The sequence below is a fragment of the Antrihabitans stalagmiti genome (assembly GCF_016482825.1).
Lineage (GTDB): Bacteria > Actinomycetota > Actinomycetes > Mycobacteriales > Mycobacteriaceae > Antrihabitans > Antrihabitans stalagmiti.
Genome location: NZ_JAEMNV010000004.1, coordinates 670,400 through 697,257, shown reverse-complemented (window position 1 = coordinate 697,257; position 26,858 = coordinate 670,400). Strand labels below are relative to the sequence as shown.

General features: G+C 63.0%; 28 protein-coding genes and 1 tRNA gene. 13 read left to right on the top strand and 16 right to left on the bottom strand.

The window, feature by feature from the left end:
• Positions 1 to 378: 378 nt before the first annotated feature.
• The 4 genes from JGU71_RS16275 to JGU71_RS16260 all read right to left on the bottom strand — a co-directional run bounded on the left by JGU71_RS16275 (position 379) and on the right by JGU71_RS16260 (position 3,301).
• Entirely contained in the window at positions 379 to 1,206 is an 828-nt protein-coding gene (locus JGU71_RS16275; protein ID WP_199705255.1) for a helix-turn-helix domain-containing protein, read from the bottom strand.
• A gap of 252 nt (positions 1,207 to 1,458) precedes the next feature.
• Positions 1,459 to 2,190 carry a DUF2637 domain-containing protein gene (locus JGU71_RS16270; protein ID WP_199705254.1) on the bottom strand — a complete coding sequence of 244 codons (732 nt, stop codon included), beginning with the start codon at positions 2,188 to 2,190 and terminating at the stop codon, positions 1,459 to 1,461.
• A 716-nt stretch (positions 2,191 to 2,906) separates the two neighbouring features.
• Positions 2,907 to 3,062, bottom strand: a complete 156-nt coding sequence (locus JGU71_RS16265; protein ID WP_199705252.1) for a hypothetical protein — start codon at positions 3,060 to 3,062, stop codon at positions 2,907 to 2,909.
• Positions 3,062 to 3,301 carry a helix-turn-helix domain-containing protein gene (locus JGU71_RS16260; RefSeq protein ID WP_199705250.1) on the bottom strand — a complete coding sequence of 80 codons (240 nt, stop codon included), beginning with the start codon at positions 3,299 to 3,301 and terminating at the stop codon, positions 3,062 to 3,064. The genes JGU71_RS16265 and JGU71_RS16260 overlap by 1 nt, the downstream gene beginning before the upstream one ends.
• Positions 3,302 to 3,557: 256 nt before the next feature.
• Here JGU71_RS16260 and JGU71_RS30590 point away from each other — a divergent pair, with 256 nt between their 5' ends.
• Complete coding sequence (locus tag JGU71_RS30590; protein WP_199705249.1) at positions 3,558 to 4,334, top strand: 2'-5' RNA ligase family protein; 777 nt, start codon at positions 3,558 to 3,560, stop codon at positions 4,332 to 4,334.
• Here the strand turns inward: JGU71_RS30590 and JGU71_RS16250 are convergent.
• On the bottom strand, positions 4,268 to 5,569 hold the full coding sequence (locus JGU71_RS16250; protein ID WP_199705248.1) for an NsdA family TPR-like regulatory protein: 1,302 nt from the start codon (positions 5,567 to 5,569) through the stop codon (positions 4,268 to 4,270). The genes JGU71_RS30590 and JGU71_RS16250 overlap by 67 nt on opposite strands.
• A gap of 181 nt (positions 5,570 to 5,750) precedes the next feature.
• On the opposite strand from JGU71_RS16250, the gene JGU71_RS16245 reads away from it, so the two are divergent.
• A tRNA-Lys gene (locus JGU71_RS16245) sits at positions 5,751 to 5,866 on the top strand.
• Between the two features lie 23 nt (positions 5,867 to 5,889).
• Here JGU71_RS16245 and JGU71_RS16240 read toward each other — a convergent pair.
• Both JGU71_RS16240 and JGU71_RS16235 read right to left on the bottom strand, forming a co-directional pair.
• Positions 5,890 to 6,258 (bottom strand): MmcQ/YjbR family DNA-binding protein, encoded by a 369-nt coding sequence (locus tag JGU71_RS16240; RefSeq protein ID WP_233529232.1) that lies wholly within the window; start codon positions 6,256 to 6,258, stop codon positions 5,890 to 5,892.
• 16 nt (positions 6,259 to 6,274) lie between these two features.
• Entirely contained in the window at positions 6,275 to 6,532 is a 258-nt protein-coding gene (locus tag JGU71_RS16235; protein ID WP_199705246.1) for an acyl-CoA-binding protein, read from the bottom strand.
• A gap of 161 nt (positions 6,533 to 6,693) precedes the next feature.
• On the opposite strand from JGU71_RS16235, the gene JGU71_RS16230 reads away from it, so the two are divergent.
• From JGU71_RS16230 to phoU, 5 genes are all read left to right on the top strand, one after another.
• A complete protein-coding gene (locus tag JGU71_RS16230) occupies positions 6,694 to 7,311 on the top strand; it encodes a DUF937 domain-containing protein (protein ID WP_199705244.1) in 618 nt (205 codons plus the stop codon).
• 258 nt (positions 7,312 to 7,569) lie between these two features.
• The gene (locus JGU71_RS16225) at positions 7,570 to 8,526 is read left to right on the top strand and encodes an acyl-ACP desaturase (protein WP_199705243.1); all 957 of its coding nucleotides are present in this window, start codon (positions 7,570 to 7,572) and stop codon (positions 8,524 to 8,526) included.
• Positions 8,527 to 8,607: 81 nt separating this feature from the next.
• Complete coding sequence (dusB, locus tag JGU71_RS16220) at positions 8,608 to 9,762, top strand: tRNA dihydrouridine synthase DusB (RefSeq protein ID WP_307829676.1); 1,155 nt, start codon at positions 8,608 to 8,610, stop codon at positions 9,760 to 9,762.
• A 475-nt stretch (positions 9,763 to 10,237) separates the two neighbouring features.
• The gene (locus tag JGU71_RS16215; protein WP_372433193.1) at positions 10,238 to 12,130 is read left to right on the top strand and encodes an LCP family protein; all 1,893 of its coding nucleotides are present in this window, start codon (positions 10,238 to 10,240) and stop codon (positions 12,128 to 12,130) included.
• Between the two features lie 78 nt (positions 12,131 to 12,208).
• Complete coding sequence (phoU, locus tag JGU71_RS16210; RefSeq protein ID WP_199705242.1) at positions 12,209 to 12,892, top strand: phosphate signaling complex protein PhoU; 684 nt, start codon at positions 12,209 to 12,211, stop codon at positions 12,890 to 12,892.
• A 154-nt stretch (positions 12,893 to 13,046) separates the two neighbouring features.
• On the opposite strand, the gene pstB is transcribed toward phoU, so the two are convergent.
• The 6 genes from pstB to JGU71_RS16180 form a co-directional block, all read right to left on the bottom strand.
• Entirely contained in the window at positions 13,047 to 13,823 is a 777-nt protein-coding gene (pstB, locus tag JGU71_RS16205; RefSeq protein WP_199705240.1) for a phosphate ABC transporter ATP-binding protein PstB, read from the bottom strand.
• 53 nt (positions 13,824 to 13,876) lie between these two features.
• The gene (gene pstA / locus JGU71_RS16200; RefSeq protein WP_199705238.1) at positions 13,877 to 14,785 is read right to left on the bottom strand and encodes a phosphate ABC transporter permease PstA; all 909 of its coding nucleotides are present in this window, start codon (positions 14,783 to 14,785) and stop codon (positions 13,877 to 13,879) included.
• A 3-nt stretch (positions 14,786 to 14,788) separates the two neighbouring features.
• Positions 14,789 to 15,835 carry a phosphate ABC transporter permease subunit PstC gene (gene pstC, locus JGU71_RS16195; RefSeq protein ID WP_199705237.1) on the bottom strand — a complete coding sequence of 349 codons (1,047 nt, stop codon included), beginning with the start codon at positions 15,833 to 15,835 and terminating at the stop codon, positions 14,789 to 14,791.
• Between the two features lie 81 nt (positions 15,836 to 15,916).
• A complete protein-coding gene (gene pstS / locus JGU71_RS16190; protein WP_199705235.1) occupies positions 15,917 to 17,014 on the bottom strand; it encodes a phosphate ABC transporter substrate-binding protein PstS in 1,098 nt (365 codons plus the stop codon).
• A gap of 258 nt (positions 17,015 to 17,272) precedes the next feature.
• Positions 17,273 to 18,166 carry a mycothiol synthase gene (mshD, locus tag JGU71_RS16185; RefSeq protein WP_199705233.1) on the bottom strand — a complete coding sequence of 298 codons (894 nt, stop codon included), beginning with the start codon at positions 18,164 to 18,166 and terminating at the stop codon, positions 17,273 to 17,275.
• Positions 18,167 to 18,937, bottom strand: a complete 771-nt coding sequence (locus tag JGU71_RS16180; protein WP_199705231.1) for a winged helix-turn-helix transcriptional regulator — start codon at positions 18,935 to 18,937, stop codon at positions 18,167 to 18,169. It abuts the gene before it with no gap.
• 172 nt (positions 18,938 to 19,109) lie between these two features.
• On the opposite strand from JGU71_RS16180, the gene JGU71_RS16175 reads away from it, so the two are divergent.
• The 6 genes from JGU71_RS16175 to JGU71_RS16150 all read left to right on the top strand — a co-directional run bounded on the left by JGU71_RS16175 (position 19,110) and on the right by JGU71_RS16150 (position 23,204).
• Entirely contained in the window at positions 19,110 to 19,889 is a 780-nt protein-coding gene (locus tag JGU71_RS16175) for an LmeA family phospholipid-binding protein (RefSeq protein ID WP_199705230.1), read from the top strand.
• Positions 19,886 to 20,323 carry a thioredoxin family protein gene (locus JGU71_RS16170; protein ID WP_199705228.1) on the top strand — a complete coding sequence of 146 codons (438 nt, stop codon included), beginning with the start codon at positions 19,886 to 19,888 and terminating at the stop codon, positions 20,321 to 20,323. The genes JGU71_RS16175 and JGU71_RS16170 overlap by 4 nt, the downstream gene beginning before the upstream one ends.
• Before the next feature lie 295 nt (positions 20,324 to 20,618).
• Positions 20,619 to 21,104: a DUF4395 domain-containing protein gene (locus JGU71_RS16165; RefSeq protein WP_199705226.1), complete on the top strand. Its 486-nt coding sequence runs from the start codon at positions 20,619 to 20,621 to the stop codon at positions 21,102 to 21,104.
• Positions 21,105 to 21,186: 82 nt separating this feature from the next.
• Positions 21,187 to 22,020, top strand: a complete 834-nt coding sequence (locus JGU71_RS16160; RefSeq protein WP_199705224.1) for a sulfurtransferase — start codon at positions 21,187 to 21,189, stop codon at positions 22,018 to 22,020.
• A 2-nt stretch (positions 22,021 to 22,022) separates the two neighbouring features.
• Positions 22,023 to 22,328 carry a DUF1416 domain-containing protein gene (locus tag JGU71_RS16155; protein ID WP_199705222.1) on the top strand — a complete coding sequence of 102 codons (306 nt, stop codon included), beginning with the start codon at positions 22,023 to 22,025 and terminating at the stop codon, positions 22,326 to 22,328.
• 195 nt (positions 22,329 to 22,523) lie between these two features.
• Positions 22,524 to 23,204 carry a heme-binding beta-barrel domain-containing protein gene (locus tag JGU71_RS16150; protein WP_199705221.1) on the top strand — a complete coding sequence of 227 codons (681 nt, stop codon included), beginning with the start codon at positions 22,524 to 22,526 and terminating at the stop codon, positions 23,202 to 23,204.
• Positions 23,205 to 23,211: 7 nt separating this feature from the next.
• Here the strand turns inward: JGU71_RS16150 and JGU71_RS16145 are convergent, their stop codons facing one another.
• The 3 genes from JGU71_RS16145 to cydC form a co-directional block, all read right to left on the bottom strand.
• The gene (locus tag JGU71_RS16145; protein ID WP_199705219.1) at positions 23,212 to 24,063 is read right to left on the bottom strand and encodes an SDR family NAD(P)-dependent oxidoreductase; all 852 of its coding nucleotides are present in this window, start codon (positions 24,061 to 24,063) and stop codon (positions 23,212 to 23,214) included.
• Positions 24,064 to 24,120: 57 nt separating this feature from the next.
• Positions 24,121 to 24,861 carry a Clp protease N-terminal domain-containing protein gene (locus tag JGU71_RS16140; RefSeq protein WP_199705218.1) on the bottom strand — a complete coding sequence of 247 codons (741 nt, stop codon included), beginning with the start codon at positions 24,859 to 24,861 and terminating at the stop codon, positions 24,121 to 24,123.
• A 236-nt stretch (positions 24,862 to 25,097) separates the two neighbouring features.
• Positions 25,098 to 26,858: a thiol reductant ABC exporter subunit CydC gene (cydC, locus tag JGU71_RS16135; RefSeq protein ID WP_199705217.1), complete on the bottom strand. Its 1,761-nt coding sequence runs from the start codon at positions 26,856 to 26,858 to the stop codon at positions 25,098 to 25,100.

Below are 26,858 nucleotides of genomic sequence, written 5' to 3'. Positions count from 1 at the left end.
AACGGGCAACCAGAAGACCACCCGACACGACGCGCCGGGTGGTCCCATAACTGGCAATCCAGGTGGTCCCATGCACCTGGCAGAAATCAGCTCACAGCGGTCCCATGCTCATGGCAGACGACACGCAAACGACCCGGCGCCACTACCTGACACCAGACCGCACACCCACCTACCCTCACTACAGGAGCGCCGAACGTGAGGAATTGTGTGACGGCAACCCCCGGGGAATTTCGTGGCCATCGACATTGGGACGCCGATACCTATCGGGCAACATCGATGGCGGACGATTGTGTGCTTGAACCGATTTGCTGTGAGGCCGGACGACGTCGAACCTCGCGCCGAGATTCAATATGCCTTGTGTGATTTTCCCATCACTGCTTACTCGTGGCGGACTGGCGTCAGCAACGATTTTCCAGTACGAATTTGCGCCTGCGGACTGCATCGTGGACAAAAGGAAGCACGATCCGAACCGTCTGCCTGCACAACCGTGACTGTTCTCGACAGGGAGTCTTCGCACTCACCGCACCACGGGAATCCGGAGTTCGAGTGCTTCCTCGAATACGTCGGCGGCGCAGGAAGATCCGCGAGTCGCGCGAGGAGTACCCGAGCGGGAAAGCGCACACCTGTTGGGTTTTTCGCCAAATAGTCCGCAAGGTGCTTTGCGTCCCAGCCAGCGCGAAGCGCAGCGCTGATCTTCGGTGCCAGTAGAAGTCGATCCCTTCGACCAACCGTCCACGGGGGCGGGAGTCTCTGGAGAAGTTCGACCGCGGCGTCACTGGATTCGGATGGAGGTTCTATTGAGGGGTTAATGGGGTCCACCACCGGTTCTCCCGTGGGGTCTCGATATGACACCCCCTCCGTTTCACGGCGAACCGGGCGGAGTTTCGAATTGGGACCGGGGGGTGTCGAATCGGGACGGGGTGAAACATGCGGCGCGTCAGGGTGGTTGAGGAAGTATCGACTCGACCGCTGTGCTCCCGAGTCGTGGAATTGGGCACGCCTGGTGACCAGCCCGCCGGCCTCCAACGTCTTGAGGGCACGAAGGACCGTGCTTCTGCCCGCGCCCGACTCAGCCATCAGCGTCCGGATCGACGGAAAACAGGAGAATCGCTCGTCTGCTTTGTTCGCCAGCAAGATCAGAATCAACTTCAGTGTCGGCGAACCGACGTCCGCGTCGGTCGCCCAATCAACCGCTTTCCAGCTCATTGATTAATCACACTCGTGCAGATTCAAGCCAGGCGTACACGTCACGCCTGGCCCACCGGCGATGGCGCACGCTCAAACGCAAATGGTGCGGCCCGGGTGCATCGAGTCCACGCTCCCTCTTCGAAGCCCAGTCGTGCAGAGTCGAGACCGGCACGCCGGTGATTTCGCGGACTTCGTTGGCGGTCAGCATGTCTCGTTCGGTCGGTGGATGGCTCATGCCCTTGTCCCTTCTGAATGAATACTGATGTTTCGCTACACATGTGCGGTCGAAATATTTCGAAGAGCGGTGGGAGTTGGGACGTCAGCGGGCTGCGGTGCCTTTTGCAACATCCGGCCGACCGTCTTGTGATGCACACCAAGCCGGACGCCGATCCGCCGATGGGACCAGCCCTCCGCTTTCAGCGCTGCGGCGACCTTGGCCGGGTCATCATTCGAGGCGTGTAGATCCGATGCACTCGCCGGTAGGTTCGGGCTCGGTTGGGCTCGGCTAGGCGATCGATTGCCGTCGGCATTACTTGCCTTTGGCGATCTCTGCTTCGTCGGGCGTCGATCCGTAATCGGTTGGTCGTTGATCGGCATCGGTTCAGCCTGCTGGGTGACCCGGACCAGGAGCGCAATCCCGTGTGTAGCAGCGAGAAGGCTTACTGGTGCGACAGTTGCAACGGCCGCGCTGACCAACGGTGCCAGCGTGCGGCCAGACGATATTCCGGCGTGGAAGGCGTTGCCGGCCACTGAGACACTGGCTGTGCTCGCGAGGACCATCCAGAAGAAGCGCAGCGCAGGTTTACCGCTTTCGAGGCGGGCGAGAGTCACCACGCTGATGGTCGACTGCAGGATCGCTCCGTCGACGATGACTGGCCAAATCCATGCGAGATGACGCGGTTGGCCGGCTTGCACGGCCAAGTCCGACAGTGCCGCGAATGAGAGCACAAAGGCGCCTGTGGCGATCGCGACGGTCAAGCCGACAGCGGAGATGGTTGCCATCCGGAGAGGGCGAGCTCGACTAGCGGTCATGTGCGGCACCAAGACCGGCGATGTCGCGATCGCGACGAGCTGGGTCCGATTGTCGTTGCCCACCGCTCGATGGGCTAAACCGCCTTGAGTGGTGTAACGACGCCCGATGTGCCGCGTACCGTTCACCATGATTTACAGAAAATGAGGACAGTACTGGGTACGGCAGATTCGACGGTGGCGTGCCAACACGTGCCAAGCCGAAACGCGCGCGCTGCTCTCGCGTGATCATCGCTCGCGCCCCGAGTTCGATTCCTGCGGCTGGACGTCGAAGGCGTGACCCGCGCGGAGCGAAGGGAACATTGGGAGTTGATCGGACTCGTCAAACGGTTCGCTCGTCAGCACCTGGTCCGGATCGCCGACTTCGTTTATGTCGGCCTCTGACCGTTCCGCGGTCGGGTCGGTAGATGCCTGGACGATCGCATCTGAGGCCCTCATGCCGAGTTCGCAGGCGAGGTTGTCGATAAACGACCAAAGCCTGTGGTCTCGCTCCGGATTCTTCTCTGTAGCAACGATTCCGGCGATCGTCATTGCCGAGATCGCCTGATCGCGGCTCACCTGCCGGTCATGAAGCCAAGACACCAACCACCGGTCGTCGCCTCTCGCCAAGCGTTTCGCGGTGTGATCACTGATGTTGCTCGTCATCGCGTCATCGGTTATCCGGAGACGCGACACGCGGTGAGTGCCGGTCATCGCCGGCCTTGACCGAAGAAGGGGCGACCGTAAGGATGCGGACCATACCGCCGCCATACCAGTAGCAACGCCGCCGCGAGCACGGCCCCGGGAATCCTGACCAATAGCCACGCAGCGATCAGCACCGCGGCGAAGAACACTCGGGCGTTCATCACGCCACTCCGCGGGTGTGCGAGTCCGCGAGTGGACGCGCGAGAGCGAACAGCTCGTTTCGATCGATGCGGATGGCGCGCGGACCCAGCCGGTAGCCGGTGAGCCGGCCTTCCGAAATCCAATTTCGCAACGTCTTCACGCAGACACCGACCGTTTGCGCGCCTTCCTGCAGACTTACCAGCGACGGATCGCCGGGCGAGCTGTGGCGACCATCGGGGTACTTCTTCGAATGAGCCATCGAATTCGCTCCTTGGATTGATTGCAGCGGAAACACCTTGCAACCCAATGAAACTGACGATCTCCGTCACACGACAGTGCACACAGTGGGGCACTCGACGCGCCTGGGGGCACACAAAACCCCGACCAGGCCGTTCGCTTCACGCGGAAAGGCGAGGGGAACGCGTACACCGTAGACTCGGCGACGAAGCCCTCGTACGATCTGAGGATTCGTAAGCGCGTGGGCCGACCTCGGAGCGCGGGAGAAACTGGAACAGATGATGCCAACACGACATGCGTTTCCTACGTCGCTCCCCACTTCGCTTTCTGACGCCGGCGAAATCCGCCGCAACGACTGGGCCGCGTTTCGCGGCGTGGCGACGCTCGACGATCATTGGTCCCTTAGGAATTGGGATGACAACTACTCGGCTTACTACTGGTACCTAACGTTTGATGACGGCGAGCTCGCGAATCTCGCCCGACGCTGCCAGGCGGCCTTGCCGACTGACTACCTCGACCCAGTGCCGGTAGACGGCTTGCACATGACAGTGTTAAAGGTCGGGCCGTCGGCCGCGGTCTCGAGATTCGAACTAGACGCCATCGCCGCGGATGCTGCAGAACGTCTCGAATCGATGGACGCGTTTTCCATCACGATCGGTCCATTAGCTGGCTCGAGGGGTGCAGCGAGGTTTTCGGTTACACCGTGGACCGACCTGTTTCGCCTCCACCACGAACTCGCAAAGGCGAGCCTCCGCCCGGGCGCGAGTCCTGTGGATACGAGCTTGTTCCGCCCACATCTCGGCATCGCATATAGCAATTGCAGACGCCCTACGGATGAACTCGTGGAGCGTGTGGAGCAACTGCGGTCGCTTCCGCCAGTAGTTGTGCTGGTGTCGAGCGTAGATCTCGTCGAAGTTCGTCGGGAGGGCCAGCAGTATCGGTGGGCAAATCGCCACAAAGTCGTTCTGCGGGATGCCAACTCGGCGCACTACGGAGCGGCCAGTGCTGAAAACTCCTTCGCCCGGGTCGACCACTCACGTAATGCGTCTGAATAGTCCTTGACCTCAGGTACTTTGACCGATTTCGCGACCGCACCCAGCTCGTGGGCACGCTGCCAGACAGATCGGATTGGGCGGTCGTCCGATGCCATCAGGGCTTCGTGCCCCAGTTGCATCGCCTGTTCGACGTCCGGCCGGCTGGAACGAATTAGTGCCGTTGCCATATCGAGTCGCACGAGCGATCTGCTCCATACAGAATCAGACTCATTGACGAGCTTTTCGACATCCTGCCCATAGTCCAGGGTCCGGTCGAACTTGCCAGCAGAAAGAAACGCAGTCGCTGCGTTCGCGGCCAGCCTCGCGGCACCGTACGAATCGAATGTCAATGCCGGAGTGAGCCCCTCCGAAGGGCTATGCATCGTTGAGAGCGACATAGCTACCGCGATCACTTCCTCGACCCCATCAGCATCGCCGAGCTTCCCCAAGGCCCGCGCAAGACCGTTCGAGTAGAGCCGGACAGACTGCGGGCCATTGCCGGCATATCGAACACCATCACGTGCGAGATCCGCAGCTTGTTTGAAATCTCCCACGTAGTAGGCGCAGAAGCTTTCGGTTCCGCGGATCCAGCCCTGCAAGCCGGAGTCGTCGATCAACGATGCGATGCCGAACGCTTCGCGGCAATAGATTCGCGCATGGCCGAATCGGCCCCGATTCACAGCCATGTATCCGAGCGTCCCCGAAAGCTTGGCGGCAAGGACGTATAACCGGTGTAGCTGGAGGGGATGACGAGTCTGCTTCCGAAGCACTTCAATCCGCCGACGTAAGGCGAAAACCTCCGGCGCCAGACGGCGAGGACCTTCGAGCTCGTAGCGCAGAAGGATGTCGGTCAGAGCAAAATCGATGATGTCGAGGACCCCGTCGTCAACATCCGTCGACGAAATCTGTTGCAACCGCGCGGCAATGACAAGTGGGCTTTCGAAGCCTTCATCGGAATTGGAAAGGCCTTGCGGCGTCGAAACACTTACTTGGGGATAGCCCACGTCAGCCGGGATGAGATCGCGACCGGTCAGTTCGGTCAGAACAGAAATCAACACGTCGCAGCTCCGCTGCCCTGGCTGGGAAATGATCCCGCTCAAGTATTTTGCAATCGTGGTGTGAGTGGTTGCGATGCGCTCGCCGTTTGAACGCACACTCGCTTCACGCATGCGACTAGCAAGGCCTTTGTTGCTGACTCCAGTTTCAACCATCAGCGCCGTTAGTCGCCGATTCGGCGTCTTCCCGTTCGCGGCCACAACAACCCCTTTGCCCCCACTCAGCAGCACGCACTGCCACCTATTTCGCAGATCGTACTCCGCGCATGCGCCATTCGTGTGGCAACACACAACCACTCGTGTGGCAAACATGTGGCAGAGACGTTTCTGTTCGCTGCCATCCGATTCACAATGTCTCCACTTGCTGCAGATGCGAAAATCTTGCTTGAACTGGTATTATTAGGCAGACAGTTGCACGTCACAGATCCGCGTGATACGAAAATTTGCAACGGACTTTTAATCCGCAGGTCCTCGGTTCGAGCCCGAGAGGGGGCACCATTTTCTTCGCAACACCGGTCGAGTCAGGCCGAATCTTGTTCCTCGACAACACGAGCCAGCTTGCGTGGCGCGACGAGGGCGTACGACGTCCGGACCCACTCGCGTAGTTGCGCCCAGCGTTCCTCGTCGGCGTCGGTGGCCATTCGCAGGTTCACCCAGCCGTGCCGACCCAAGCCGTAGCCTGCCGGCTCGGCCGTAGGGTCGGTCGCAACGACGGCTGCGGCCTCGTCCTTGGTCAACTTGAACGACAATCCGACGGCGTCGAGATCACTGAAGACGAAGTTCTTACCGCGCACCCGAAAGGTCGGATGCCCGCCCCACTCTTCGATGTCGACGCGCACGGCTTCGGGCAACTCCGCTGCGATGGCTTCGAGCCGCTCCATATTCGTCATCGGAAACCCGAAAGATTCAACCAAGCAGGCGCGTGACGAGGTCGACGTACCGCTGCTTCGCGTCGTCGGTGCTCGTGCCCTTCAGCTTGTCCCACGCGTCGTACTTCGCGCGATTGACCATGTCCAGCCGACCGGGACGCTTGCCGTCGACGTCACCTTTCGACGCCTGCTTGAACAACGAGTAGAGGCTGAGCAGGTCGTCGTTGCTCGGCTTGGACGTGAGCTTCTTGACGTCTTCCTGAGCCTGTGTGAACGACTGATCGAGGTCCGACATTTTTCTCCACTCCCGGCGATGAACGTGCGATGGACGAACTGCTGCGAACTCGGCGCAATCCTAGTCCGCACGCCAGGAACCCTCCCGCAAACCAACTTGGATCATTATTGTCAGCGCCACGGGGCGTTTGACGATAAATGCCCATGAGTAGGCGGGCCCGCATGGCATCACTCGAAGACCTCATGTCTCAGATTCCGATCAGTCAGATCGCTGCACAGCTCGGCGTCGACGAGCAGACCGCAAGCAACGCGGTCAAGACCGTCGTCCCGACACTGGTCGGCGGACTGCAGGCGAACACTCAGGATCCGAAGGGTGCGGAGTCACTGGAAACGGCACTCAACCAGCACGGCGATCTGCTCGACGGTGGAGTCGACATCGACAAGGTCGACGTCGCCGACGGCAGCAAGATCGTCAGCAACATCTTCGGAAGTACCCAGAATCAGGTTGTCAGCACGCTAGGCAGCGCACCGGGTGGTGTCGGTGGCGACCTCATCAAGCAGCTGCTGCCGATCCTCGCTCCGATCGTCCTCGCCTACGTCGCCAAGCAGCTCACCGGCGGTGGCGGCGCGGCCGCACCTCAGGCTCAGGCACAGGCCCCGGCAGCGACGGGTGGCGGCGCCCTCGGCGATCTGCTCGGCGGCCTGCTCAAGGGTGCAACGAGCGGCGGTGGCGGCGCAGCAGGCGGCCTCGGCGGCGTCCTCGGTGGTCTGCTCGGCGGTAACGCCGGCGGTGCGATCGGCGACGTTCTCGGTGGACTGCTCGGCGCAGGCAAGAGATAGCGGTCCTGTAGCGAACACGTTTTCCGGCGGCCGCGGGCACCTTCTGCCGCGGCTGCCGGAGCCGTACACTGGACGTCGCGTGCTGATCCAGGGCCGCCGATCTAGTGCGTGAAATGCACGCACGATAGGCCAGCGACTAGCGCTGACCTGTGCTGGTTGCGTTTCACAACCGACCTACGGTCGCGTAGGCTGACCTAAAATGCGCCAGCCCAGCATGGGCCAAGAAGTACGAAATCTGCGATTTATGAGGGGCAAGTAATGGCGAGGGAACTGACTCAGCTAGAGCTGCTGACGGAGTTGCAACCCGTCGCAGAAGAGAACGTCAACCGACACATCTCCATGGCCAAGGAATGGCATCCCCACGACTACGTGCCGTGGGACGAAGGCCGAAACTTCGCCGCAATGGGTGGTGTCGACTGGGATCTCGAGCAGTCACATCTCGACGAGGTTGCCCGCGCGGCAATGATCACAAACCTGCTGACCGAGGACAATCTCCCCTCGTACCACCGTGAGATCGCCGAGAACTTCTCGATGGACGGCGCCTGGGGTACCTGGGTCGGTCGCTGGACCGCTGAAGAGAACCGCCACGGCATCGTGATGCGCGACTACCTCGTCGTCACCCGTTCGGTCGATCCCGTCGCGCTCGAGCAGGCTCGTATGGAGCACATGACCAACGGATTCGCCTCGCCCGCCGAGGTCGATGCAGGTCTGCTGCACTCGGTTGCGTACGTGACCTTCCAGGAGCTCGCGACTCGCGTCAGCCACCGAAACACCGGCAAGGCCTGCAACGATCCGATCGCCGATCGCATGCTGCAGCGCATCGCGGCCGACGAGAACCTGCACATGATCTTCTACCGCAACATCTGCGCGGCAGCGATGGATCTTGCACCGGACCAGGCGCTCAACGCGATCAACCTGATCGTGCAGAACTTCCAGATGCCGGGCGCTGGTATGCCGAACTTCCGTCGCAACGGCGTGCTGATGGCCAAGCACGGAATCTACGATCTGCGCCAGCACCTCGAAGAGGTCATCTGGCCGGTACTGCGCAAGTGGAACGTCTTCGAGCGCAACGACTTCAGTGCACAGGGCGAGAACACCCGCGAGGATCTCGCAGCCTTCCTCGAGAAGCTGGAAGGTCAGGTCCGCAAGTTCGAAGAGCAGCGCGACCGCCTGCTTGCCCGCGAAGCGAAGCTGCGCGAACAGCGCGCGTCCTGACCCACGATCGACGACTGTGCCCGGCACCGACCATCGGTGCCGGGCACACTTCGTTCGACAGTCACATTCTCCGAGGTTGCCGTGAATAACCCTGCTACGCCGTTGCGCATAGGTTCGCTCGAGCTCGCAAGTCCCGTTGTGCTCGCACCGATGGCCGGCATCACCAATGTCGCGTTTCGCACCCTGTGCCGTGAGCTCGAGATCGCCCGAGCCGGGAGTGTGTCCGGTCTCTACGTCTGCGAGATGGTGACCGCCCGCGCGCTCGTCGAACGCCAGCCTGCGACGCTGCACATGACGACCTTCGGCCCGACCGAGACGCCGCGCTCGTTGCAGCTGTACACGGTCGACCCCGAGACGACCTATCGAGCGGCGAAGATGATCGTCGACGAGAACATGGCCGACCACATCGACATGAACTTCGGCTGCCCGGTCCCGAAGGTCACCCGCAAGGGCGGCGGTGCCGCACTGCCCTACAAACGGACTCTGTTCGGCCGGATCGTCGCTGCGGCGGTCCGCGCGACCGAGGGCACCGACGTCCCTGTCACCGTAAAGTTCCGCGTCGGAATCGACGACGCCAACCACACTCATCTCGACGCGGGTCGAATCGCGGCCGCCGAGGGTGCCGCCGCCGTTGCGTTGCATGCGCGGACCGCGGCTCAGCGGTACTCGGGTTCCGCGGATTGGAACGAGATCGCCCGTTTGAAGGAACATGTGACGGATGTCCCAGTGCTCGGTAACGGGGACATCTTCGCCGCTGCCGACGCGGTCAGGATGATGGCCGAGACCGGCTGCGACGGCGTTGTCGTAGGTCGCGGTTGCCTCGGCCGACCGTGGTTGTTCGCGGAGCTGAGCGCCGCACTCGCGGGCAGACCCGAACCGGTTCCTCCGACGCTCGGCGAAGTGGCCGTCATCGTTGCCCGTCACGCAGAGCTGCTCGCGGACCACCACGGGGAAGACAAAGGCCTTCGTGAGCTGCGTAAACATGTGTCCTGGTACCTGCGTGGGTTCCCAGCGGGATCAGATCTGCGCGTTGCACTCGCACTCGTGTCGAGCCTGGCCGAACTCGACGGCCTGCTTGCTCAGCTCGACCCGACCATCCCATTCCCCAAGGACGCCGAGGGTCCACGTGGACGTCAGGGATCACCGGGAAACGTTGCGCTACCCGATGGTTGGCTCGACGATCCAGAGGACTGTCTGGTGCCCGCTGGCGCGGATTTGATGCACAGTGGCGGATAGCACAATGCGGTAGCTGGCCAATAGCCGGTTGCCATCCGATCTTCACAAGTCGGACGTGACTTCGTGCCACCTGCATTGCTGGAGTGGACCACGGTCGCCGAGTAACTATCATTGCTGAAACGTCGGGGACGAGTTGCAGTCGTCCGGGGACGACACGCAGAACAGATCAATCGGAAGGCGCGGTGTATCGGTGGGTGACAGCCAGACGCCAGGCGACCCCACGCCTGACGGTCGAGCCCCCTGGGAGCGGTACTTCAACGAGTCCGGCCAGCCGATCGATACCGACTCACCCCGCAGTCGTTCCACTCGCCGCCGCGGATCCAACGAGCGGCCGTGGTGGTCAGCGCTCAAGCGCGAAGACAAGAGCGCCGCACCGGGCAGGGTAAATCGTCGAGACGCCGTTTCGGTGTCCGATCTCGTCGACAAGGTGTCCGGACGACCGGCGCGCGGCGACATCGACGACCCGACCGAGACGATCCCCAAGGTCACCGACACGAACGACCCCTCGACCGGATCCCACCGCGCCTCGAACAAACCGGCACCCGAACGCAGGCCCGCCCCGCCACGAGCGCCGCAGGTATCCGTTACCAAACCCGCTGCCAAGACCGCTGCCACCGGACGCACCGAGCCTGCGGCACCCGCAGCCGCAGCACATGTGCCGAGACCCTTCATACCGGTGGCCGAATCGGCACCGATTCCGCTCCCACCCTTCACTCCCCCGACCGCCGCACCAGCATCCGACTCCGCACGGATCATCGGTGGTACGCCAGCTACTGCCGGACCGGTTGTCGTCGGTACGCCGGGCAAGAACGCCACGCCGCTCACCCGCCTCGCGCTGAGCAAACAACGCCGACGCAAACGGGTGCGTGTCATCGGCCGCACGCTGACCGCGCTCGTCGCGGTGATGGCATTGACCCTCACCGGTCTGGTGTGGGCCTACCTACGGTCGACGGACAACGCTTTTGCTCAGGTCGCGGCACTCGACGAAGATTCGACAGACGTCGTCGACCCGATCGGTCAAACCGGCGACGAGACCTATCTGATCGTAGGTACCGACACCCGCGCGGGCGCGAACTCCGAGGTCGGTGCCGGAACGGTGGAAGACGCCGAAGGCGCTCGGTCCGACACGGTCATGCTGGTCAACATTCCGGCGAATCGCGAACGCGTAGTGGCTGTTTCCTTCCCACGAGACCTCGACGTGCAGCGCCCCGTCTGCCAAGGCTGGGACAACGACACGGGCAAGTACACCAACGAGACGTTCCCTGCCGCGGACGGCGACAAACTCAACGCCACCTACGCGCTCGGTGGACCCAAGTGCCTCGTCAAAGTCATCCAGAAGATGTCGGGACTCAAGATCGGCCACTTCGTCGGAATGGACTTCTCCGGTTTCGAATCGATGGTCAACGAGGTCGGCGGCGTCGAGGTGTGCACGACCCTGCCGCTGAACGACTACGAACTCGGCCCGATTCTGACCCAGACCGGCCGACAGACGATCGATGGCAAGACTGCGCTCAACTACGTTCGCGCCCGCAACATCGAATCGGAAGGCAACGGCGACTACGGCCGCATCAAGCGTCAGCAACGCTTCCTGTCGTCGCTGCTGAGGTCGGCGCTTTCGAACAAGGTGCTGCTGGACCCGGGCAAGCTCAACGGGTTCATCAACGCGTTCACCCGAGACACCTTCGTCGAGAAGGTCACGACGAAAGACCTCGTCACGCTCGGCCGTTCGCTGCAGAACGTCGACGCCGGAGCGGTCACGTTCCTCACGATCCCGACCGCGGGAACCACCGAGTGGGGCAACGAGATTCCCCGCGACGACGACATCGACGCGATCTTCAAATCGATCATCGACGACGACCCGCTGCCAGGCGAAGAACGCTCGAGCAACGGCGACTCGACGACGTCGGGCACATCGACAACGACTCCGCCAAGCTCGACGGCAGGCACGCCGACTCCGCTTTTGGCCGTCGAACCCAGCGAAGTCACACTGCAGATCTCCAACGCATCCGGCATGTCCGGTCTGGCGGCCTCGACGGCCACGAGCCTCGGCGCCTACGGCTTCGGCATCTACAGCGTCGGAAATTACAGCGGCACGAGCACATCCTCGGTCGTCCGGTATTCGGCGGGCCACGAGAGCGACGCAGCGACGGTCGCATCTGCGGTGCCGGGAGCGGTCCTCGAGGAAACAGCAGGCCTCGGCAGCATCGTCGAAGTTGTCATCGGGTCCGAGTTCGCGGGATCCATCAAGGCGCCGACCCCGAGTGGTTCACCACTCACCCGTGTGGCGACCCAACCATCCAGTTCGTCGGCACCTGTTCTACCCGCTGACCTCGACGTTACGAACGCGGGCGACGATTCCTGCTCGTGAACTAGAGTGGGACCTATTCACCGTCCGTTCACCGAGTGCTCGTCACTTGGACCATGACTCAAAGTAAAGTTTTCCATCATGCGCGTTGCCTATAACGAACAAATGGCCGAGTTGGCGAACCTACTCGGCGAAATGGCCGGCCTTGCCGGCTCCGCGATGGAGCGTGCAACACAGTCGCTCCTCCAAGCCGACCTAGCTCTTTCCGAGCAGGTGATCACCGAATACGACCGAATTTCCGAGCTCAGCGGTGTTGCCGAAGAACGGGCGTTCGCACTGCTCGCACTCCAGGCTCCGGTCGCGGGCGATCTCCGTTCGGTCGTGAGCGGTATCCAGATCGTTGCCGACGTCGACCGGATGGGTGCGCTCGCGCTGCACGTAGCGAAGATCGCCCGTCGCCGGCATCCGAACCATGTTCTGCCCGAAGAGGTGAACGGCTACTTCGCAGAGATGGGACGCATCGCCGTCGCGCTCGGTGCGGCAGCGCAGGAAGTGCTCGTCACCCGCGACCCCGAACGTGCCGCGCGGCTACGTGACGAAGACGAAGCGATGGACGACCTGCACCGCCACCTGTTCAGCGTTCTGATGGACCGCGAATGGAAGCACGGCGTTGCCGCAGCGGTCGACATCACCCTGCTCGGACGTTTCTACGAGCGCTTCGCCGATCACGCCGTGGAAGTCGGTCGCCGGGTCATCTTCCTCGTCACGGGCAAGCTCCCGTCCGATTCCGACGATGAGTACGGCATCGCCTCCGCGCCTCGCTAGTTTCGGCTGCACAACAACTGCTCAGCGCTGCCCCGCATCGACCGACGAGTCGATGCGGGGCAGCACTATTTTCGCCGAGACGGCGTCGGAAGCGACGAAAGGCCCCAGCGTCACGCTGGGGCCTTTCGCAGTGCTTGTGCTTGCGCTCGCCAACTCAGCCGAAGCGGCCCGAGATGTAGTCCTCGGTCGCCTTCTGGGTCGGGTTGGAGAAGATCTTCTCGGTGTCGTCGATCTCGATCAACCGGCCGGGCTTGCCCGTCGCCTCGAGGTTGAAGAAGGCGGTCTGATCACTCACACGCGCAGCCTGCTGCATGTTGTGCGTGACGATCACGATCGTGAAGTCCTTCTTCAGTTCGGTGATCAGATCTTCGATGGCCAGGGTCGAGATCGGGTCGAGCGCCGAGCACGGCTCGTCCATCAGCAGAACGTCGGGCTGGACGGCGATGGCGCGGGCGATGCACAGACGCTGCTGCTGACCGCCGGAAAGACCGCCACCCGGCTTGTCGAGACGATCCTTGACCTCGTTCCACAGGTTCGCACCGCGCAGCGAGCGCTCGGCGATCTGGTCGAGTTCCTTGCGGTTACGCATGCCCTGCAGCTTCAGCCCGGCCACGACGTTGTCCTTGATCGACATGGTCGGGAACGGGTTCGGGCGCTGGAACACCATGCCGATGGTGCGGCGAACGCTAACGGGGTCGACGCCCGACCCGTAGATGTCGTCGCCGTCGAGCAGGATGGCACCCTGGACGTACGCGCCGGGGATGACCTCGTGCATACGGTTGAGCGACCGCAGGACGGTCGACTTTCCGCAACCCGACGGACCGATGAACGCGGTCACCGCGCGGGGCGGCACGGCCAGTGACACGTCGGCGACGGCGTGGAACTTGCTGTAATAGATGTTGACGTCTTTGATGTCGATGCGCTTCGCCATGGCTGGCTCCTGGATCTGCTTCGGTGTGGTTTGTGGTCCGGCGGACGTCTGTGTCAGACGCTCTTGGGCGAGAAGAACTTGGAGACGAGTTTGGCGAAGATGTTCAGTACCGCCACGAGCAGGATGAGGGTCAGCGCCGCACCCCAGAGTCGTTCGTCGGCCAGGCCGACGACCGAGCCGCTGCGTTGGTCGACCATCATTCCGGGCAGCGACGCCATCTCTCCGTCGAACAGGTCGAAGTTGACGGTCTTCGTGTAGCCGACGAGCACGAGCAGCGGCGCCGTCTCGCCCATGACCCGAGCTAATGCGAGCATGATGCCGGTGACGATGCCCGAGAGCGCTGTCGGCACGACGACGCGAGCGATCGTCTTCCATTTCGGTACGCCGAGTGCATAACTCGCCTCGCGGAGGTCCTGCGGAACGATGCGCAACATCTCTTCGGCCGAGCGGACGACAACCGGAATCATCAGCAGCACAAGGGCGAGCGAGACCGCGAATCCCGATCGCGGGAAACCGAAGGTCGTGATCCACAGCGAGTAGATGAACAGCGCGGCGACGATCGAGGGAACACCCGTCAGGATGTCGACCATAAACGTGGTGACTTTGCCGAGCCGTGACCCGTTGGAGTATTCGACGAGGTAGATCGCGACGAACAAACCGATCGGAACCGAGATGATCGCGCACAACAGGCCTTGGAACAGGGTGCCGATGATCGCGTGGTAAGCGCCACCGCCCTCGGTGCGGTTGGTCATCAGGTTCTGCGACTTCTGCCACCAGTCCGGATCGAGCAGCGGATCGAGTCCGCGTGACACAACCGAGAACAGCACCCAGACCAGCGGGATGAGTGCGATGAGGACTGCAAGAGTCACCAGCACGGTGGCCGTGGAGTTGACGAACCGTCGCTTGGCGCTGGTCCGACGGAAGGTCGGCTCCTTGACCGGCTTGTCCAGTGTCGTCGTCATGGGTCAGGCCTTCTTTCCGGCGATGATGGCGCGGGCGAACGAGTTGACGATGAACGTCAGCACGAACAACACGAGGCCGGCGGCGATGTAGGCGCCTGCTTCGAGATTGTTGTTGAACTCGGGTGCGCTGGACGCGATCTGCGTTGCGAACGTCTTGCCGCTGTCGAACACCGACCAGCCGAAGAAGCCCGGCGTCGAGGAGAGGATCAGGAGCAGAGCAATCGTTTCACCGAGCGCACGTCCGAGGCCGAGCATCGAACCACTGATATAGCCGGATTTGCCGAACGGAATGATCGTCGTCCGGACCATCTCCCACCGGGTAGCGCCGAGTGCGAGCGCCGCTTCGATGTTGGTACGCGGTGTCTGCATGAAGACTTCGCGCGTTACGGCCGCGATGATCGGAAGGATCATGACGGCGAGCACGATGCCACCGGTGAAGATCGTTCCGCCTGCCCTGATGTCGATGTCGCCGTCAGCGAAAATCGGTATCCAGGAAAGGTTTTCGTTGAGCCACAGGGCAACGGGCGCGATCGCAGGCGAGAGCACGTAGATGCCCCACAAGCCGTACACGATCGACGGCACCGCTGCTAGCAGGTCGATAACGTACGCAAGCGGTGCTGCGAGACGCTTCGGCGAGTACTCGGTGAGGAAGATCGCGATGCCGAGTGCGATCGGCATCGCAATGATGAGCGCGATGATCGAGACGAACACGGTGACCTGCAACAGGTCCAAGATGCCGAAATGCATCGCGGCCGTGTTGTCGGTCTCCCACGATCCGCGGAAGGTGAGGAAGTTCTCCTCGTTGTTTCGTAGCGACGGAATCGCTCGCCACAGCAGGAAGAACGCCACAGCGCCGATGAGGAAGACGATGAACGTTCCCGAGCCGACAGCCAGACCGGAGAAAATACGATCCCCTGGGCGGACAACTGTCTTGCCGCTTTTGACCGGTGGCACTGGCGGTTCCTTTCCTTGCTTGGCAGTCACCGTCGCCGCCGAAGTCGCTTCCGCTACTGACGGCATCGTTCGCGGTTGCGGAGGTGCGTCGCTCATCTTCGCTCTCTTAGCTTGTTCGAGAAAACACGGGGCCGATCACCCCGCCCGGCGCTACACCGGGCGGGGTGATCGAGGGGGTCACGCGATGGCGTCGATAGCGGTCGTCACGCGCTCTTTGAACTTCGACGGCAACGGCGCGTAGCCGACGTCGGCGAGTTCGGCCTGGCCTTCGTTGACCGAAACGGTCAGGAAGTCCTTGACTGCCGCAGCGGTCTCGGCGTCGTAGCCCTTGGAGCACACGATCTCGTAGGTGGCCAGCAGGATCGGGTAGCTACCCGCTTCCTTGGAGCCGTAGATCGACGCGAGATCGAGGGTCAGGTTGTTGCCTTCGCCTGCGAACTTCGCGGTGTCGACCGACTTGGCTGCCGAATCCGCGGTCAGCTCGACAGGACCGCTGCCGTTGTCGATCTGCGCGTAGACGAGTTCGAGGTCGTCGGCGTAGCCCTTCTCGACGTAGGTGATCGAGCCGGAGATGTTCTTGACCTTCTCCGCGACGCCCGAAGACTTCTCTGCGCCTTCACCAGCGCCACCCTGCCAAGCGCCGTCGTGGCCCTTGTTCCAGCTCTGCGGGGCTGCGGTCTCGAGGTAGCGACCGAAGTTCTCGCTCGTTCCTGACTTGTCCGAGCGGTAGACCGGCGTGATCTTCGTGTCGGGCAGGGTCGCGCCCGAGTTCAGCGCGGCGATTGCCGGGTCGTTCCAGGTGGTGATCGCGCCGGTGAAGATCTTGGCGGTCACGTCGGCGTTCAGGACCAGGTTGTCGACGCCGCTGACGTTGTACGCAAGGGCGACCGGTCCGAAGACGATGGGCAGGTTCCAGGCGTCGTTGCCTGCGCAACGCTCTTTCGCCTTGGCGGCCTCTTCCTCGCTCAGTGCCGAGTCGGAGCCTGCGAAGTCGACGTTCTTCGAGAGGAACTGCTCGCGACCCGCACCGGAACCGGTCGGGTTGTATGCCACGGACTTACCCGAGCATGCTGCGCTGTATGCGGCGCTGAACAGGTCGAATGCGTTCTTCTGTGCCGAGGAACCCTCAGCACTGAGCTTGTCCTTGCCCTCGCACTTCACGTCGCTGGACGATGCTGGTGCTGCGCCCTCTTTAGTGTCGTCGCCGCCACATCCGGCTGCGGTCAAAGCGACGACCGCGAGTCCGATAAGGACGCTGCTGCGCTTACGGTTCACCTAATTCCTCCAGGAATCTCGATCCACCGCGCTCCCTAGACAGTGCTAGCCGGGCGGCGAGTTGTGGATGCGGGAGCAAACCCGGCACCAGGCAGCGTGACGCCGCCCATCGAGAAAGGTAAAGGCACCTGGTGGACAGCTGGTCCCAGTTCGGTGAACGGGAGGTGAACAGGCTGGTGGTTATGTCCGGTTCGAAGTATTCACCGCGTAGTCGAGTTACGTACGTCGCAGACAGTCTTCACAGGTAGACGACGTTCATCAACCAGCGGTATAGGCGACGTCCGTGTAGTGCGTCTCGAAGCCGAGCTTGCGATAGACGTGCACGGCCGCAGCGTTGTCCGCCTCGGTGTAGAGCAGCACGTTCGCGAGGCCACGGTCGCGCAGGTAACGCAGTCCTGCGACGGTGAGCAATCGACCGAGACCCTTGCCGTGGATGTTCGGATCGACGGCGACGACGTACACCTCGCCGATATGCGGCTCGACCTCGGTGTGCACCTTGGTCCAGTGGAAGCCCATGACCCGATCGGCCGAATCCACGGCGAGGAACAACCCGTTCGGGTCGAACCAGGGCTCCGCTCTTCGTGCGGAGATGTCGTCCGCGGTCCAGTTGCCTTGCTCCGGATGCCAATCGAAGGCCGCGTTGTTGACCCGAAGGATTTCGGTATCGTCGGCGTTGCGTCGATAGGTTCGAATCGAAACATCCTCGCGCACATCGATTTCCGGTAAAGGAGTCGACCAAAGGGAGCGACGCATCTGCAATAGTTCGCGCGCTGTGCTCAGCCCGAGGCGAGATGCCACAGCACGAGCGGGCGCCAGATTTCCGTGCGCCCAGACCCTCGCGCCGGTTCCGCCCGCGCCGAGGGCTGCGGTCACCAGGTCGCCACCGACGCCGTTGCCGCGCGCATCCGGCGCCACGACGACCTCGGTCATCGCGGGGTGGTCGGCGGTGCCTGGAACGAGGTTGGCGTAGCCGACGATCCGGCCGTCGACCGACCTGACGAGGTGGCGGGTGTCGGACGTATGCGCCAACGACAGCACCACCTGCTCCGAAACAGGTGCTGTGCCATCGGCCTTCGATGCGGCAGCGATCAGTTCCCGGACCCGAACGACGGCGGCGTCGTCCAGGGTTGTCGTCCAGTCAGCAGCGGTCACTCAGGGTGCCGATCCGTTCGCAGGTGCGTATTCGGCGTCTTCCGGTCCGTCGTAGTCGTCGACGTCGTCGGCTACGGCGACAGGATCGACCCTGCTGGCGTTGCGGGAAGGGCGGACGGCCTTGTATCCGACGTTGCGGACGGTTCCGATCAGTGACTCGTACTCGGTGCCCAACTTCGCGCGCAGGCGTCGGACGTGCACGTCGACCGTCCTGGTGCCGCCGAAGAAGTCGTAGCCCCAGACCTCCTGCAGCAGCTGCGCGCGGGTGAACACACGTCCGGCGTGCTGAGCGAGGTACTTGAGAAGTTCGAATTCCTTGTAGGTGAGGTCGAGCGGACGCCCACGCAATCTGGCGGTGTAGGTGCCTTCGTCGATCACGAGTTCGCCGAGTGTGATCTTGCCGGTGTTCTCGGGACTTGCGATGCCACCGCTGCGACCCACGAGCAACCGCAGCCGCGCATCGAGCTCGGCGGGGCCGGTCCCTGGAAGGAGGATGTCGTCGAGGCCCCAGTCCGCGTTGACCGCGACGAGGCCGCCTTCGGTCAGTACCGCAACCACTGGTATCGCCGAACCTGTGGTGCCGAGCAGCCTGCACAGACCACGCGCAGCAGCGAGATCGATCCGTGCGTCGACAAGAGCAACGTCGGCCGTGCCTGCCTCGAGTAGCGACGACACCTCGGTCGGCGCGGGCCGCACTGTGTGCGACAACAGCGCCAACGAAGGAAGCACTGCCTCGGGATTGGAGTCGGAAGTCAGTAGGAGTAGTTCCATGAAACCCTCCCTCTCGCCGTGACGCATTGGATTTTCGGCCGCACGTCGATGTGACAGACATTTGTACTTTGCGTGACAGACTAGCGCGCCGACGTGCGTTTCCGTGTCCTGGCGAGGGTGCAGGGGCATCGTCGTGGCAGATGAGGTTCGACGTTTCGGTAACAATGGTGTGGTGCGGAAACTCATCATCGGGCTCGTGTGCCTTCTCGGCCTCGCCGTCGTCGTCGACTTCGGCGCGGCGGCGTACGCGGAGTACAGCGTTTCCAGGGCCATCCGCGACGGCGCCGAGTTGAATTCCGATCCCGAAGTGACGATCCACGGTTTTCCGTTTCTCTCCCACGCTGCCAAAGGCAAGTACAAGAGCGTCGACATTCGGGCGAACGGCGTACGCGCCGACCTCATCGGCAACACAACCGTCGAGGCGACACTCACAGGTGTGTCCGTACCCGTCAGCGATCTGGTCGACGGCAATGTCCACCGAATCCCGGTCGATCGTGTCGAGGGCCGCATCCGCATCGACGCCACCGAGCTCGGCAAGCTATTCGATATCCCTGACCTGCAGGTTTCCGCCGCACCCGCCGACAAATCCGACGGTACGGGCGGTTCAGGCGGAAGCGGGTTGTTCACAACCGGCGGCGTGGTCCTGACCGGCACGGTTCCGATCGGCCCGATCGAGACCAAAGTGAGCGTCGAGGCCGAGCTCGTCCTCGACGGCGACAAGCTGCGGGTCCAGGCAACGGACTTCTACGTCGACGCCGGGGCAGGCATCGGTCTGAACATTCCGATTCCCGATCGCGACGGCGTACTCGGACTGTTCACCCGGACGATCGACACCAGTCAGCTTCCGTTCGGTGTGCTTCCGACCAAGGTGACGGCGATCGGATCGCAGATCGTCATCGAGGGTTCGGGTAACAATGTCATCATCAACCTCGACGACCTCCAGAAGACATGACGCAGATCACAGTACTGATTCTCACTCTCCTCGTCGCAACGATTGCCGGCGTAGCATTGCAACGCCGAGCAGGCAAAGTCCGTGCGACCAAGGCGTCCGAAAACACCGACAGCGAGCGGATCGAACTGCTTTCCGGCGTCGGCGTCGGCACTGCCGGGCCGACGGTGTTGCACTTCTCCGCCGATTGGTGCGGTCCGTGTGCGGCGGTGCGACGGGTCGTCGGTCAGGTTGTCGCCGAGTTGGAACGGTCGCCGAAACCGCCGGCCGAGGTCGAAGTCGACATCGACGAGCACCCCCGTCTCGCGAAGGAACTCGGTGTCCTCTCCCTACCGACGACCTTTATCTTCGACAGTCCAACTGCGGAAATGTTCCGCATTTCGGGCGTACCGACCTCCGCCGATCTGCGGACCGCCCTCGTCCCGCTGAGTAGCTGAAAACTGCAGGTCAGGACGAAATCGAAGACCGAGGATTCAACTTTGCCCAGAAAAGGGTAAACTCCGCCACGTGCAAACCTGCCGCGAGCTGATGCTCACCCGTCGCCGCACAGTGGACCTGTGCCGCCTCGGCGGCTGTTGTTGTCGCCCCTGCCGCTAGATCACCAGGCCAGGTCTGCTGCTCCCCCTTCTTGGGCGAGCAATAGCTGACGTCCACGCTGTTCGGCCGATTCGGTGCTCTACATCGCCGCGATGCCTCGCATCCCCTCGCCCAAATTCTGCGCAGGAGCACGTCATGTCAACAACTTCTCACACCTCGTCCACCACCACCTCGACCGTCGCCGTCGATCAGGTCGACGTCCGCGGACCCCGATTTGCCGCCTGGATCACGACTGCAGTTCTGGTCGTCGTTCTGCTGACAGCGGCTTTCTCACCGGCCGTCGCGGGCGTTCTGCTTGCACTGCAGGCCGTCGTTTTCGCGATCGGCGCCGCGGTGGGGCCGCGCAGAAGCCCGTACGGCCGGGTGTACGCGACACTGGTGGCACCACGCGTCGGACCTCCGACCGAGCGTGAACCAACCGCACCACTGCGCTTCGCGCAACTGGTCGGGTTCGTCTTCGCAGCCGTCGGAGTACTCGGATTCGCCATCGGAGCGCCGCTCGTCGGTGCTGTGTTCGCCGGGTTCGCTCTTTTCGCGGCCTTTCTCAACGCAGCTTTCGGAATCTGCCTCGGCTGCCAGATCTACCCACTCGTCGCCCGCTTTCGTCCGGCGACTGCCTGAGCAACCCCCACTCTTTTCCCCTTGCTCGAACAACCCGCACGAACAATTCGAACGTCACAAAGAAAAACCCGAAAGGAACAACATGGCTCGCTCCGACGTCCTGGTCTCAACTGACTGGGCCGAGCAGAACCTGAACGCACCGAAGACCGTTTTCGTCGAGGTCGACGAAGACACCGCCGCATACGCGGATGGTCACATCGAGGGTGCGATCAAGCTCGACTGGAAGACTGATCTGCAGGACCAGGTCCGGCGTGACTTCGTCAACCGCGAGCAGTTCTCCGATCTGCTGTCGGCACGTGGCATCGCGAACGACGACGAGGTTGTCCTCTACGGTGGCAACAACAACTGGTTCGCCGCGTACGCGTACTGGTACTTCAAGCTGTACGGCCACGACAACGTCAAGCTCCTCGACGGTGGCCGCAAGAAGTGGGAACTCGACGGTCGTCCGCTCTCGCGTGACGAGGTCACCCGCGAAGCGACGCAGTACAAGGCAGCCGAGCCGGACCTGACGATCCGCGCGTTCCGCGACGAGACCATCGAAGCAATCGGTGTGAAGAACCTGGTCGACGTGCGTTCTCCCGACGAGTTCTCCGGCAAGATCCTGGCACCGGCTCACCTCCCGCAGGAGCAGAGCCAGCGTCCGGGCCACATCCCCGGTGCAATCAGCGTGCCGTGGAGCAAGGCAGCCAACGAGGACGGCACGTTCAAGTCCGACGAGGAGCTCACCGAGATCTACGGCGAAGCCGGCCTCGACGGATCCAAGGACACCATCGCCTACTGCCGGATCGGCGAGCGCTCCAGCCACACCTGGTTCGTGCTCAAGGAACTGCTCGGCCACGAAAATGTCAAGAACTACGACGGCAGCTGGACCGAATACGGCTCACTCGTCGGCGTACCGATCGAATTGGGAGAATAGATATGTGCGCAGCACCAACACAGGGCCAGGCCATTCCGGCCGGCGTCGATGTCGAGAAGGAAACTGTCATCACGGGCAAGGTCGTCGCCGGTGACGGGCAGCCGGTCGGTGGCGCGTTCGTTCGCCTCCTCGATCGGTCCGGTGAGTTCACGGCCGAGGTCGTCGCTTCCGGCACAGGCGATTTCCGCTTCTTCGCGGCACCGGGCGACTGGACCGTGCGCGCGCTGTCGTCGTCGGGCAACGGCACTTCCGCTGTGAGCCCCGAGGGCAACGGCGTGCACAAGGTAGACGTCACCGTCGGCGTCTGACGCACCTGCCGAACGGGCGGTTGTCGCGCAATGTCTTCGGGCGTTGCCGCGATAACCGCCCGTTCGTCGTTTCCGATACGGCGGGGCTAAACTACTCCTCGTGGTCCTATTCTTCGAGGCACTCCTCGCGCTGGCATCGGTGTTGATCACCTGGTTCGGGCTGTATGTCATCTATCGACTGGTGACCGACGAGTCGTGAGCCAGGACCCTTCGGAGCCATCCGCTCAGGGCCCTGACGATCACGTTGCGCGTCGCAGTGGCGATCAGGCTGTCGCCGACGCTGCCGAGCGTGCGCGGATAACGGCGACCCTCAACATTGCGACGCTGCCGGACCTCCCCCTGCCGGAGGACACAGCGAATTTGCGACTCGGTCCGGACATCAATCCCGCCATGCTCGCGCTGCTCCCCCTCGTCGGTGTCTGGCGCGGTGAGGGCGAAGGCAACGACCCAGAGACCGGCGATTATCGCTTCGGGCAGCAGGTTGTGGTGTCCCACGACGGCGGCGACTACCTCAATTGGGAATCTCGATCATGGGTGCTCGATGCCGACGGTGCCTACGTACGCCCTGACCTTCGCGAGACCGGTTTCTGGCGCGTCAGCGGTGACGGCACCAAGGAGAACGAGGTTGTCGAGCTGCTACTGACCCACAGCTCGGGGATCGTCGAGTTGTACTACGGCCAGGCGCTCACGCAGTCGTCGTGGGAGTTGGCGACAGACGTAGTGATTCGCAGTCAGTCCGCCGCGGTTGTCGGCGGCGCGAAGCGGCTGTACGGCATCGTCGAAGGCGGGGACTTGGCGTACGTCGAGGAACGCGTCGTAGCCGACGGACCGCTCGTGCCGAGGTTGTCTGCTCGGCTCGCGCGCTACATCGGCTGACGGCAACCTACGTCTGGTCGGTGACCGACAACACCCGGCTTTCGTATGCGGCCCGTGCCGAATGATCGACGCCTGTGAGCGCACGGTTTCCGTCGGCAAGGCTGCGAACCAGGTTGAGCAGTCGCTCGGGCGCGACCGCGAGGCCGAGGTCTATCGCCGAAAGGTAGCCCGGCACAGGCGTTTCCGCCTTACGTGAACGACAGGTCGCGACGATGGCGGCCGCTACGTCCTCTGGATCGACGGTCGGCATGCCGTGGCCGAGTTCGATACCGGAGGACAGCATGGTCCGAACCGCCGACGGCAGAATGGTGCTGACGCTGACGCCGTGCGGTGCGAATTCGAGTCGGGCAGCGGCTGAAAGGCCGACGGCCGCGAACTTGCTCGCGTTGTAGGCGACGAGCCCGGGGATCGGAATCTTGCCCGCGAGCGACGCGACGTTGACCACGTGGCCGTAGCCGCGATCGATCATGCCTGGCACCACAACCCGCATGCCGTGACTCAGCCCGAGCACGTTGATGTCCATCGTTGCTTCGATGATCGCGTCGGTCTCGTCGAGAAACGCCGCCACCGGCATCACACCCGCGTTGTTGACGAGCACGTCGACCCGACCGAGTTCGGCGACGGCCTTCTCCCAGTCGTCGCGGGAACGAACGTCGAGTTGCAACGCTGTCGCGGAACCGCCGATCGCACCGGCCGCGATCTCGGCTGCCGCGAGGTCGACGTCTGCGAGGACAACCCTCGCGCCTTTCGCTGCGAACAGTTCTGCGGTTGCGCGGCCGATCCCACGGCCACCACCGGTGATCAACACCATCGAGTCCGACAGATCGATGCGCGGGTAGCTGTTTCCGAATAGCGTCATAGTTTCGGATACTAGCGGTATTTCAATGCGAAAGGGAAGGGAGCCTCGCCGACGATGTCACTCGCCCGCGTTGCGACTGCTCACGATCAGCGCGTTCAGCGTTTCGACAATGTCCGACTCGACCTTGGCCTTGGCCACACCGAGCTCCGAAAGTGGCCCGCTGCCGTTTTCGAGTTCGAGCAGCGCAAGCAGGATGTGCTCGGTGCCGATGTAGTTGTGCCCCAACCTCAATGCCTCGCGGAAGGTCAGCTCGAGCGCCTTCTTGGCCTGCGCGTCGTACGGAATCAACTCGGGAACGTCTGCAACGGCAGTCGGCAGCATCGCCGTGGCCTTCTCGCGCACTGCCGCCAGGGTTGCACCGTGCGACTCGAGGAGCATTGCGGCGAGGCCTTCCGGCTCGGCAAGTAGGCCGAGAAGAATGTGCGTCGGGCCGATGTGGTCGTTGCCTGCTGCGCGCGCTTCGTTCTGCGACGCCATCACCACGTTCTGCGCGCGCGGAGTGAACCTACTGAAGCCCTGCTTCGGGTCGAGGTCCGGCGTCTCACCTTTGGCAACAAATCTCTTCTGAGCAGCCTGCTTGGTGACGCCCATACTCCTGCCGATGTCGGTCCACGAAGCGCCGGAACGCCTGGCCTGGTCGACGAAATGGCCGATCAGGTGGTCGGCGACATCGCCGAGAGCGCCCGCCGCAATCACGGCATCCGACAGTTGATCGAGCACATCGTCATGGATCTGTTTGATGGCCTCGATCAGATCGTCGAGACGGACCGGATTTGTCATTTTGATTGGCTTCGTCATGCGTCAACCATAAGTTGACGTTCCGCTTGTCGTCAACCCCTTGTTGACGACAAGGTGCCGGAAATGCGAACGACCCCCGAGCCATACCGACGAAGACGTGAACGTCGTTCGCAGGTTCCGGTCTGGACAAGACCGGAGGCTCGGGGGCCGGGTAGCTGCCTTGGATTCGCTAGCCGCTCGCGCGGAGAGAAGAATCCGTCAGCGGTAGCGGCTAGCTGGCAGCCACCTCACGCGTCCTATGGATAACCAACTCCAGACCACCTCCTCTCTTGTGTACTCACGAAAGTACGTGCCTCCGCTGCGTTCGGCAACGTATTTTCGCGGTCCGCGAAATCGAGAGAAAGCACCTGGTCAGGGGTGCAATCCCGGGGCAGGTGATGGGTCACGACGACGACGGTGCGACGGGGGTGCACCAATCCGGAACCGCGCTGCAGCAAAGCGGTCAGCAGGTCGGCGCCGGCCTTGGCATCGAGGTGCTCGGTCGGCTCGTCGAGTAGCAGCACCTCGGCGGGCGAGCAGATCGCACGGGCAAGCAAGATGCGGCGGCGCTCACCGCCGGATACGGCCCGCTCGCCACCGGTCAGGACCGTATCGAGACCGTTCGACAAGCCGTCCAACCAGTCACCAAGGCCAACCGAACGCACTACCGCCTCGGCCTCGTCCGCGCTCAGCTCACCTCGCGCCACACGCAAGTTCTCCAGCACAGAGGTGTCGAATAGGTGGGCGTCCTCCGCGAAGAACGTCGCAACGCGTCGCACGCTCGCTGGCTCGAGGTCGGTGATGGGCGTGCCACCCAACGTGAGCCGACCTTCGACGGGAGACAGCAATCCCGCGAGCGTCATCAGCAACGACGTCTTGCCGACCCCGCTTGGACCGGTGATCGCGACCCGCGCGCCGCGGGCGAGATCGAGATCTATTGCTCTGGTGGACTTTTCGGGACAGGTCGACCAACCTGCACGCAGCCCGCGAGCGCGCAGGACCCAATCGTCGACAGAGGCTCTGCTGGTGCCGACCTTCGTCGTCGACGCAGTATCGATGAGGGCCGTGTCGATAAGGGCCGTGATACGGCCCGCCGCTATCCGCGCTCGGCTGACCGCCTGCGCGGCGGCCGGGAGCGGTCCGACTGCCTCGAACGCGGCCAAGGGCAGCAACACCAGTATCGCAAGCGCCATCGGCGTCATCGTGCCGCCGTCGTAGGCAACAACGCCGATGAGCAGCGATCCGAGCACGCTCACCCCGGTCGCCAACGGTGTCGCGGCCGCCGCGAACGCCGCGCGTGGCGCCGCTCTGTCCGTGGCCGCAGCAACCTCCGCACTCGCTGACCGCGCCGCTTCGACGACGGCGTCCAACCTGCCCGCAACCCGCAACTCGGCAGCATGGTCGAGTGCGGCGACAGCGTGTTCGGCATACTCCGCGGTCGCAGCCATGCCCGCGAGTTCCGCAGTCCGGGCTGCGCTGGTCGCCAGCCACGGCGCGACGATGCCCGCGACGGCGAGAGACACAGCGAGAATTCCCGCTGCCGCCAAAGAGATGGTGGCCAGCAATCCGATTGCGGCGAAGGACAATACAACCGCAACAGCCATGGGGACGATCCCGCGCACGACGACCGCGCCGACCGTATCGATGTCCTCGCCGGTTCGTGAGAGCAACACACCGCGTCGCACACCCGTCACCGCCGCAGGGTCACCAGTCGCCAGGCGGCGATAGATGTTCGTTCGAGCAGCAGTCATGCCACGAAACGCGGTGTCGTGACTCGCCAGTCTTTCCAGATAGCGAAACACCCCTCGCGAAATTCCGAGCGCACGTACCGCAACGACGGCCACCGTCAGATCGAGCACCGGCGGCATCTGCCAGGCTCGTGCGATCAACCACGCTGCCAAAGCCGCCAACGCCAAGCCACTGCCGACTGCGACCGCTCCGAACACCACCGCGGTCACGATCCGGCGAGGCTGCAATTGCAGCAGAGCCAGAGCGCGCCACAGCGGGTCGGTGCTCAT

What these genes read in the sequence shown, in the direction of transcription:
- JGU71_RS16260 (WP_199705250.1), bottom strand. Translation starts at nt 3,301, where the DNA reads ATGGCTCATTCGAAGAAGTACCCCGATGGTCGCCACAGCTCGCCCGGC.
- phoU (WP_199705242.1), top strand. Translation starts at nt 12,209, where the DNA reads ATGCGCGTTGCCTATAACGAACAAATGGCCGAGTTGGCGAACCTACTC.
- pstA (WP_199705238.1), bottom strand. Translation starts at nt 14,785, where the DNA reads ATGACGACGACACTGGACAAGCCGGTCAAGGAGCCGACCTTCCGTCGG.
- JGU71_RS16170 (WP_199705228.1), top strand. Translation starts at nt 19,886, where the DNA reads ATGACGCAGATCACAGTACTGATTCTCACTCTCCTCGTCGCAACGATT.
- JGU71_RS16270 (WP_199705254.1), bottom strand. Translation starts at nt 2,190, where the DNA reads ATGGCAACCATCTCCGCTGTCGGCTTGACCGTCGCGATCGCCACAGGC.
- JGU71_RS30590 (WP_199705249.1), top strand. Translation starts at nt 3,558, where the DNA reads ATGATGCCAACACGACATGCGTTTCCTACGTCGCTCCCCACTTCGCTT.
- JGU71_RS16240 (WP_233529232.1), bottom strand. Translation starts at nt 6,258, where the DNA reads ATGACGAATATGGAGCGGCTCGAAGCCATCGCAGCGGAGTTGCCCGAA.
- JGU71_RS16160 (WP_199705224.1), top strand. Translation starts at nt 21,187, where the DNA reads ATGGCTCGCTCCGACGTCCTGGTCTCAACTGACTGGGCCGAGCAGAAC.
- JGU71_RS16230 (WP_199705244.1), top strand. Translation starts at nt 6,694, where the DNA reads ATGGCATCACTCGAAGACCTCATGTCTCAGATTCCGATCAGTCAGATC.
- JGU71_RS16275 (WP_199705255.1), bottom strand. Translation starts at nt 1,206, where the DNA reads ATGAGCTGGAAAGCGGTTGATTGGGCGACCGACGCGGACGTCGGTTCG.
- JGU71_RS16235 (WP_199705246.1), bottom strand. Translation starts at nt 6,532, where the DNA reads ATGTCGGACCTCGATCAGTCGTTCACACAGGCTCAGGAAGACGTCAAG.
- JGU71_RS16265 (WP_199705252.1), bottom strand. Translation starts at nt 3,062, where the DNA reads ATGAACGCCCGAGTGTTCTTCGCCGCGGTGCTGATCGCTGCGTGGCTA.
- pstB (WP_199705240.1), bottom strand. Translation starts at nt 13,823, where the DNA reads ATGGCGAAGCGCATCGACATCAAAGACGTCAACATCTATTACAGCAAG.
- JGU71_RS16180 (WP_199705231.1), bottom strand. Translation starts at nt 18,937, where the DNA reads ATGGAACTACTCCTACTGACTTCCGACTCCAATCCCGAGGCAGTGCTT.
- JGU71_RS16145 (WP_199705219.1), bottom strand. Translation starts at nt 24,063, where the DNA reads ATGACGCTATTCGGAAACAGCTACCCGCGCATCGATCTGTCGGACTCG.
- JGU71_RS16225 (WP_199705243.1), top strand. Translation starts at nt 7,570, where the DNA reads ATGGCGAGGGAACTGACTCAGCTAGAGCTGCTGACGGAGTTGCAACCC.
- JGU71_RS16165 (WP_199705226.1), top strand. Translation starts at nt 20,619, where the DNA reads ATGTCAACAACTTCTCACACCTCGTCCACCACCACCTCGACCGTCGCC.
- pstC (WP_199705237.1), bottom strand. Translation starts at nt 15,835, where the DNA reads ATGAGCGACGCACCTCCGCAACCGCGAACGATGCCGTCAGTAGCGGAA.
- cydC (WP_199705217.1), bottom strand. Translation starts at nt 26,858, where the DNA reads ATGAGCACCGACCCGCTGTGGCGCGCTCTGGCTCTGCTGCAATTGCAG.
- JGU71_RS16140 (WP_199705218.1), bottom strand. Translation starts at nt 24,861, where the DNA reads ATGACGAAGCCAATCAAAATGACAAATCCGGTCCGTCTCGACGATCTG.
- JGU71_RS16155 (WP_199705222.1), top strand. Translation starts at nt 22,023, where the DNA reads ATGTGCGCAGCACCAACACAGGGCCAGGCCATTCCGGCCGGCGTCGAT.